The 6,133-nt window shown below is 50.3% G+C and carries 7 protein-coding genes; all 7 read right to left on the reverse strand.

Features of this window, described 5'->3' with window-relative positions:
* Positions 1–3: 3 nt before the first annotated feature.
* The 7 genes from L990_RS03180 to L990_RS19640 all read right to left on the reverse strand — a co-directional run bounded on the left by L990_RS03180 (position 4) and on the right by L990_RS19640 (position 5,896).
* A complete protein-coding gene (locus L990_RS03180) occupies positions 4–1,038 on the reverse strand; it encodes a zinc-binding dehydrogenase (RefSeq protein WP_047445460.1) in 1,035 nt (344 codons plus the stop codon).
* A gap of 49 nt (positions 1,039–1,087) precedes the next feature.
* Positions 1,088–2,128: an L-erythro-3,5-diaminohexanoate dehydrogenase gene (locus tag L990_RS03185; protein ID WP_047445462.1), complete on the reverse strand. Its 1,041-nt coding sequence runs from the start codon at positions 2,126–2,128 to the stop codon at positions 1,088–1,090.
* Between the two features lie 101 nt (positions 2,129–2,229).
* Positions 2,230–3,051, reverse strand: a complete 822-nt coding sequence (locus tag L990_RS03190) for a 3-keto-5-aminohexanoate cleavage protein (protein ID WP_047445464.1) — start codon at positions 3,049–3,051, stop codon at positions 2,230–2,232.
* A gap of 11 nt (positions 3,052–3,062) precedes the next feature.
* Positions 3,063–3,446: a hotdog domain-containing protein gene (locus tag L990_RS03195; RefSeq protein WP_047445466.1), complete on the reverse strand. Its 384-nt coding sequence runs from the start codon at positions 3,444–3,446 to the stop codon at positions 3,063–3,065.
* A gap of 72 nt (positions 3,447–3,518) precedes the next feature.
* A complete protein-coding gene (locus tag L990_RS03200; protein ID WP_047445468.1) occupies positions 3,519–4,163 on the reverse strand; it encodes a CoA transferase subunit A in 645 nt (214 codons plus the stop codon).
* Between the two features lie 293 nt (positions 4,164–4,456).
* On the reverse strand, positions 4,457–5,308 hold the full coding sequence (locus L990_RS03205) for a PhzF family phenazine biosynthesis protein (protein ID WP_047445470.1): 852 nt from the start codon (positions 5,306–5,308) through the stop codon (positions 4,457–4,459).
* A 405-nt stretch (positions 5,309–5,713) separates the two neighbouring features.
* The gene (locus L990_RS19640) at positions 5,714–5,896 is read right to left on the reverse strand and encodes a 4Fe-4S binding protein (protein WP_081981585.1); all 183 of its coding nucleotides are present in this window, start codon (positions 5,894–5,896) and stop codon (positions 5,714–5,716) included.
* Between the last annotated feature and the right edge of the window lie 237 nt (positions 5,897–6,133).

Raw genomic sequence — 6,133 nt, forward strand, 5'->3', positions numbered from 1 at the left:
ATCTTAAACATAAAGCTTGCTGAATAATTCTCTAATTGTTTCCGACTCTCTAATAATGTTAAGAGATAGCTCGGCATGGCCTTTTGCGTAGCCGTTTCCTACAATTAGGTTAATATCTTTACCTACTCCTTCGGCACCAAGTGCTGCTTTAGAGAAGGAGGTGGCCATCGAGAAGAAGTAAACTACCCCGTTGTCCTTTGTGATGAGGATGGAGGTCATTTCTGTCGAAGGCACGTTTACGTTGTTTATGGTAACATCGCATCCTTTATCACCTGTAATTTCCATTACCTTATTGTAAACGTCCATTACGTTGGTGGCATCGGCAACAATAACGTGCGTTGCCAGGTGCAGGTCGCGGATGCGCTGCGCATTTTCTTTCGAATATTCAACAACTATTACTTTGCCTGTTGGGCCTGCATTTTTCATGGCCTGGTAGCTGCAAAGTACTCCCGACTTTCCGCCACCGCCAATGATGCAAACGGTATCTCCCCATTTTACCAGGCGCTCGGTTTGTGCTGGAGCACCAGCCACGTCGAGTACTGCCAATGCCAACTTTTCGGGTATATCATCTGGTAGTACAGCGTATATTCCGCTTTCGAAAAGTATGGCCTGAGCGTTAACGTCAACCTGATCGTTATCGAAGTTGATGTTGGTGATGCGCTCAATTTTTAGTGGTGTAAGCGATAGCGATACTAGCGTTGCAATGCGGTCACCAATTTTTAAGGATTTGTCGGGGAAGTTAGGTCCTATCTCTTTAACGGTTCCTATGAGCATACCTCCAGAACCTGTAACAGGGTTTTGCATCTTCCCGCGTTCTTCCACTATCGAAAGAATCATCTCCTCCATCTGCTCAACATCGCCCTTGCAGGCCTTCTTTATTTGAGTAAAGCTGGCAGAATCGATGTTCAATGTTTTTACATCGATAAGCAGCTCGTTGTCATAGATACTCATGGTGCTATCTACCTTGTAGGCAGGTTGTGGTAACGTGCCTGTTGGTTCAATAACCCGGTGGGTACCGTATTTACATCCAGTCTTCATCCGTACAAATCCTTTTCAAATTGGTTATATATAGTCGCAGTTTGTTTTGCTAAGCGTATAGTTCGGTAAAGATGTTGCGGAGCTTTTCACTTTCGCGAAGTAGCGCTAGGGTAATCTCTGCGTGACCACGGGTGTAGCCGTTGCCTACAATCATGGTTACGTCGCTACCTACGCCTTCGGCACCAAGGGCTGCCTTGGTAAAGCTGGTTGCCATCGAGAAGAAGTAAACTACGCCCGTATCTTTTGTGCAAAGAATGGAGGTCATTTCGGTGTCGGTAATGTTCACGTTATTGATGGTAACGTCGCACATCTCACCGTTGGTTAGCTCTTCTATCTTCTCTAAGATGGGAACAGGCATGGTGGCATCAGCTTGGAATACGTAGTCGCAGAAACCTAAATCTTGCAGACGTTTGGTACTCTTTTCGCTGTGGCATAAGCCAATTACCTTTCCGGTTACGCCCGCTCTTTTCTTGGCTTCGTAGCAGCATAGCATGCCCGATTTTCCGCCAGCACCAATTATCAGCACGGTGTCGCCGGGCTTTACGAGCTTGGCGGTTTGGGCTGGAGCTCCTGCTACGTCTAACGCCGAAAGAACGAGCTTCTCTGGCATGTCAGCCGGAATTTTAGCGTAAATTCCGCTTTCAAAGAGAATTGCTTTTCCCTCAATATCTACCTGGTCGATATCCTTGCGGATCTCTTTAATCTTATCTATACGAAGCGGGGTAAGCGATAGCGATACCAGGGTGGCAATCTTGTCGCCAACCTTAAGGTCTATTTTACCTTCGAGTGCAGAGCCTATCTTTTCTACCACGCCCAGCAGCATACCTCCCGACCCCGTTACCGGGTTGCGGTGCTTGCCTTGCTTTTCGACGATGCCAAACATGATTTCGGCAATTTTTTTCTCGTCGCCTTGGGCTTGCTCCTCTATTTGAGTAAAGCTGGCCGAGTCTATGTTTAGCGTCTTGACATCAATAAGGATTTCGTTGTCGTAAATTTCGTCCATATTGTTGTCTAGCCTGTTGGCTGGTTGTGGTAGAACGCCTTTTGGCTCTATCACCCGGTGTGTACCGTACTTGTTACCCTTTTTCATTGCTATTCTTTTAAGTTAAGTTAGTCGTAGTTAGTGTGGGGAGGTAGGCTAAAGGGTTTTGAGTGGTTTGTGAAAAAGGCCTCCTTTGCCTACCTGTTTTGCTATTTTGTAAGTCCTAAAATTCGGCGTGTTTCTGCTGGGGTGGCAACTTCGCGTCCTAGCTCTTTGGCCAGGCGTACTACCTTCTCAACCAGCTCGCCATTCGATTTGGTTAGCACACCCTTCGAGATGTAGACGTTGTCTTCCAACCCTACACGAACGTGCCCACCGTCGATGATGGCTGCTGCTGCCAGCGAAAACTCGTAGCGGCCAACACCGGCAACGGTGTAGGTGGCATCGCTAGGAAGGCTGCCGCGCATAAACACAAAATCGCGAAGGGTTCCCGAGATACCTCCGTTTACGCCCATCACCAAGTCGAAGTGCATAGGCGATTGGATGTAGCCCTTTTGCCCAAGGCGAAGCGCCATATCAATCATGCTCTTGTCAAAAACCTCGAGCTCGGGCTTGATGCCTAGCTCAATCATCTTTTTGCCAAAGTACTTAATGGTATTTTCGGTGTTGGTAAATACCTCATCGCCGCCAAAGTTTAGCGTACCGCAGTCTAGGGTGGCCATTTCTGGTCTTAGCTCGGTTGGCTGCAGGCGCTCATCGTCGCTCATGCCAACGGCACCTCCGGTTGATGGCTGTATAATTACATCGGGGTACTTGGCCTTAATGGCTTCCATAACCACTCTGAAGCGCTCTTTGTCTTGAGTGGGGGTACCATCATCGTACCTAACGTGTAGGTGGATGATGCTTGCTCCAGCTTCGTAAGCTAAGCCTGCTTCGCGAACAAACTCCTCAATGGTGTAGGGAACGGCAGGATTCATCTCCTTGGTAACCTCTGCACCCGAAATAGCAGCTGTAATAATTAGTTTTTCCATCGTGGGTGTGATTATTTGCGTTGACAATCTTTTGGCACAACACAGGTTCCGCTGGCGCGGCATACTACGATAGGCTCGGCTAGTAGGTCGGCGGCAGATTCAGAAATGTCGGTACGTGGAATGATTACCTTGCGGGCTTCGAAGGTCATCTTGCGCGAGGTGTTGCCTATTTGGGTAATCTCGCCTACGGCCTCGATGTAGTCGCCAGCATAAACAGGGGCAATAAACTCCACCATGTCGTAAGCTTTAAAGAGGCCCTCGTCGCCATCGTGGCGGATAAGCAGCTCCGTTGCAACATCACCAAAAAGCTGAAGCATCTTTGCTCCATCAACTAAATTGCCGCCGTAGTGGGCGTCGTGCGAGCTCATGCGCACTCTTATTATTGCTTTTTCCATCGTACTAAATGTTAGATTTTAGCTATGAACCCTGCCCTTTGGGGGCAAGGTATTTTATGTTGTTTTCTATTGTTAGCTTACAATGTAGTCTACAAAGATGGATGGGGTGCGCACGTTTTCTGGTGCAATATCGCCCAGCTCCATCAGCTCGCCCACCTCGGCAATCACCATCTCGGCGGCGGTAGCCATAAGCGGGTTGAAGTTTTGCGAGGTACCGCGGTAGGTTAGGTTGCCGTTTTTGTCGCCGGTGCTGGCGCCGATAAGGGCCACGTCGGCCTTAAGCGGCTTTTCGAGCAGAAAGTCCTTCCCGTCGATGCTGATAACCTGCTTGCCTTCGGCCACGGTGGTGCCTAAGCCGGTAGGGGTAAGCACGCCGCCTAGTCCGGCACCGCCCGCGCGTACGCGCTCGGCAAGGGTACCCTGTGGGCAAAATTCAACGATTAGCTCGCCAGCGTTCATCTGGTCGATGGTTACCGGGTTGGTACCAATATGCGAGGTGATAACCTTTTTTACCTGCTTGTTAACGATCAGCTTTCCTAGCCCTTGGTCGGGGAAGGCCGTATCGTTACATATTACGGTTAAGTCTTTAACCCCTGATGCCACAATCGCATCTACAATGCGGTTGGGTGTGCCTACTGCCATAAATCCCCCGATCATGACAGTCATTCCGTCCTTAATTTTAGCGGCAGCCTCTGATATTGTGATCAGCTTCTCCATATCGTTAGGTTCTTAATAACAAATTAAATAAAAATGCAATAAACGGCAACGCTTGTATGTATTTTACAGGGAGTAAACATATCATAATATTTTCAATTTTCAATGCGAAAATGCGAACAATTATTACCTGTAGGCCCTATATGAGTTTAAATTCGTATTGTATGTTGTAGATTATGTTTTAAACTGTAAGTAAAAATATGTGTTAACAGCTACGTTTTTGTTGGGGGAAATAAAAAGGGAAGGCTCCGCCTGCTGCTGCTGGCTGAGCCTTCCCTTAATATCCTTTAATTGGCCTACAGGTGGATAACCTCTACGTTTTCGGCGATGCCTCCCACCATGACGCTGATCTTACCCTGCTCGTCCTGCTTTACCTCTACGAGTATTTCGGAGGGGGCGTTCATGCAGTGGCCCTGCTCGAACCGCAGCTTGCTGGGCGAGGGGATAACCCCGTGGTGCAGCAGGTAGCATCCCAGCGCTCCCGAAGCCGACCCCGTGGCCGCCTCCTCGTTAACGCCCAAAAGCGGCGCCAGGTTGCGGCAGTGCGCCGTGGCCTCGGCCTTTAGCGTCTCGAGGGTAAAGAGGTGGTAGCCCGCCGTGTTGTACTTCTCCGAGAGCTTGCGCACCTTGTCGAAGTTGGGCTTAATGGCCTGCAGCCCCTCCAGCGTCTTAATCGGCACCAGAATGTCGCGTAGCCCGGTTGATACGATCTGGATGGGCAGGTCGTCCCGAATCTCGCTCTCGGCGATGTTCAGCGACTTGGCAATGGCTTTCTTGTCTATGGTTTCGGCAAAGATGGGGCTGGGCTGCTCCATGGCCACGCTGTACATGTCCACGTCGATGCGCAGCACCCCCGCCTTGGTCTCCTGGGTGTAGGTGCCCTTTTTGATGATGTTGATGAACCGCATCAGGTAGAAGGTGGCGATGGTGGCGTGCCCGCACAGGTCTACCTCCTTCATGGGCGTAAAAAACCGCACCTTGTAGTCGGCCACCTTCGAGCTCGATACAAATGCCGTTTCTGACATGCCCACCTGGTGGGCTATGCGCTGCATTTCCGCATCGGTAAGGCTGTCGGCTACCAAAACGACTCCGGCCGGATTGCCGCCCTTGGAGTTTTTGGCAAATGCTTGAAGCGTGTATACTTGCATTTCGTCTATTTAGGATTTGGGTTGTTAATGTGTCTGCGCCTAGGCGAGCCGTTTGGCAGCGTAAAGGTAGCTGCTCGGCGACCCGAACCGTCAGACGCGTTAGCTGTATTGTGTTGAAATGGGCCGCGACCACCCCCTGTCGGCGGGCGCAAAGGCGGCTGTTTTTGGCTCTTTGGTCGGTATTTTGTTAACTACTGTTGATGGTAAACCGTTAGGTTTTGCTACGTTTTCATCAGCTTTAGGTTTATTTCTTTTTTGTAAAATACAGATAAATAGCGGTAAACATACGTTGTCGTCCGTTTTTTACGGATCGTCTAATTTAGCGTTTTAATACAAAGTTGTAGTATTTAGCGGTAAAAAAAAGGCTTCCAATTTTTGGAAGCCCTGCCTGCGCCCGCTTTTTCGCTACTTCTTATGTACGGCGCCCATGCCGCACAGGCGGACACACTTGCCGCACTCGATGCACCTCTGCTCGTCGATAACGGGCAGCCCGTAGCCCGACTGGCTGATGGCCCCCACGGGGCAAACGGCTACGATGGGGCAGCGGTGGTTTTGCGGGCAGCGCGATTTGCTAACGGTTAAAGCCATGATTCTCGTCCTTTTTGTTGATGGGGTAAAGGTAGGCGAGGGGCGGATGTCTTGGCCGTGGTGCCAGCTGATGTTCGTCTAGCCCGCAGCTGATATGCATCAACCCAAGGGCAGGGGGGGCCAGTGCGGCCAATCCCGCAGGTGCGGGAAATGCCAACCGGGATCGGCCGAACCTCTCCGCATATGCGGAGAACGACAAACGAGCTCGGTTGAGCCTCTCCGCAGCTGCGGAGAACG

Origin of the sequence: Alistipes sp. ZOR0009 (assembly GCF_000798815.1) — a bacterium.
Classification (GTDB): domain Bacteria; phylum Bacteroidota; class Bacteroidia; order Bacteroidales; family ZOR0009; genus Acetobacteroides.

Coding starts and splice junctions, on each gene's coding strand:
- L990_RS03180 (WP_047445460.1), bottom strand. CDS start 1,038: ATGAAGACTGGATGTAAATACGGTACCCACCGGGTTATTGAACCAACA.
- L990_RS03185 (WP_047445462.1), bottom strand. CDS start 2,128: ATGAAAAAGGGTAACAAGTACGGTACACACCGGGTGATAGAGCCAAAA.
- L990_RS03190 (WP_047445464.1), bottom strand. CDS start 3,051: ATGGAAAAACTAATTATTACAGCTGCTATTTCGGGTGCAGAGGTTACC.
- L990_RS03195 (WP_047445466.1), bottom strand. CDS start 3,446: ATGGAAAAAGCAATAATAAGAGTGCGCATGAGCTCGCACGACGCCCAC.
- L990_RS03200 (WP_047445468.1), bottom strand. CDS start 4,163: ATGGAGAAGCTGATCACAATATCAGAGGCTGCCGCTAAAATTAAGGAC.
- L990_RS03205 (WP_047445470.1), bottom strand. CDS start 5,308: ATGCAAGTATACACGCTTCAAGCATTTGCCAAAAACTCCAAGGGCGGC.
- L990_RS19640 (WP_081981585.1), bottom strand. CDS start 5,896: ATGGCTTTAACCGTTAGCAAATCGCGCTGCCCGCAAAACCACCGCTGC.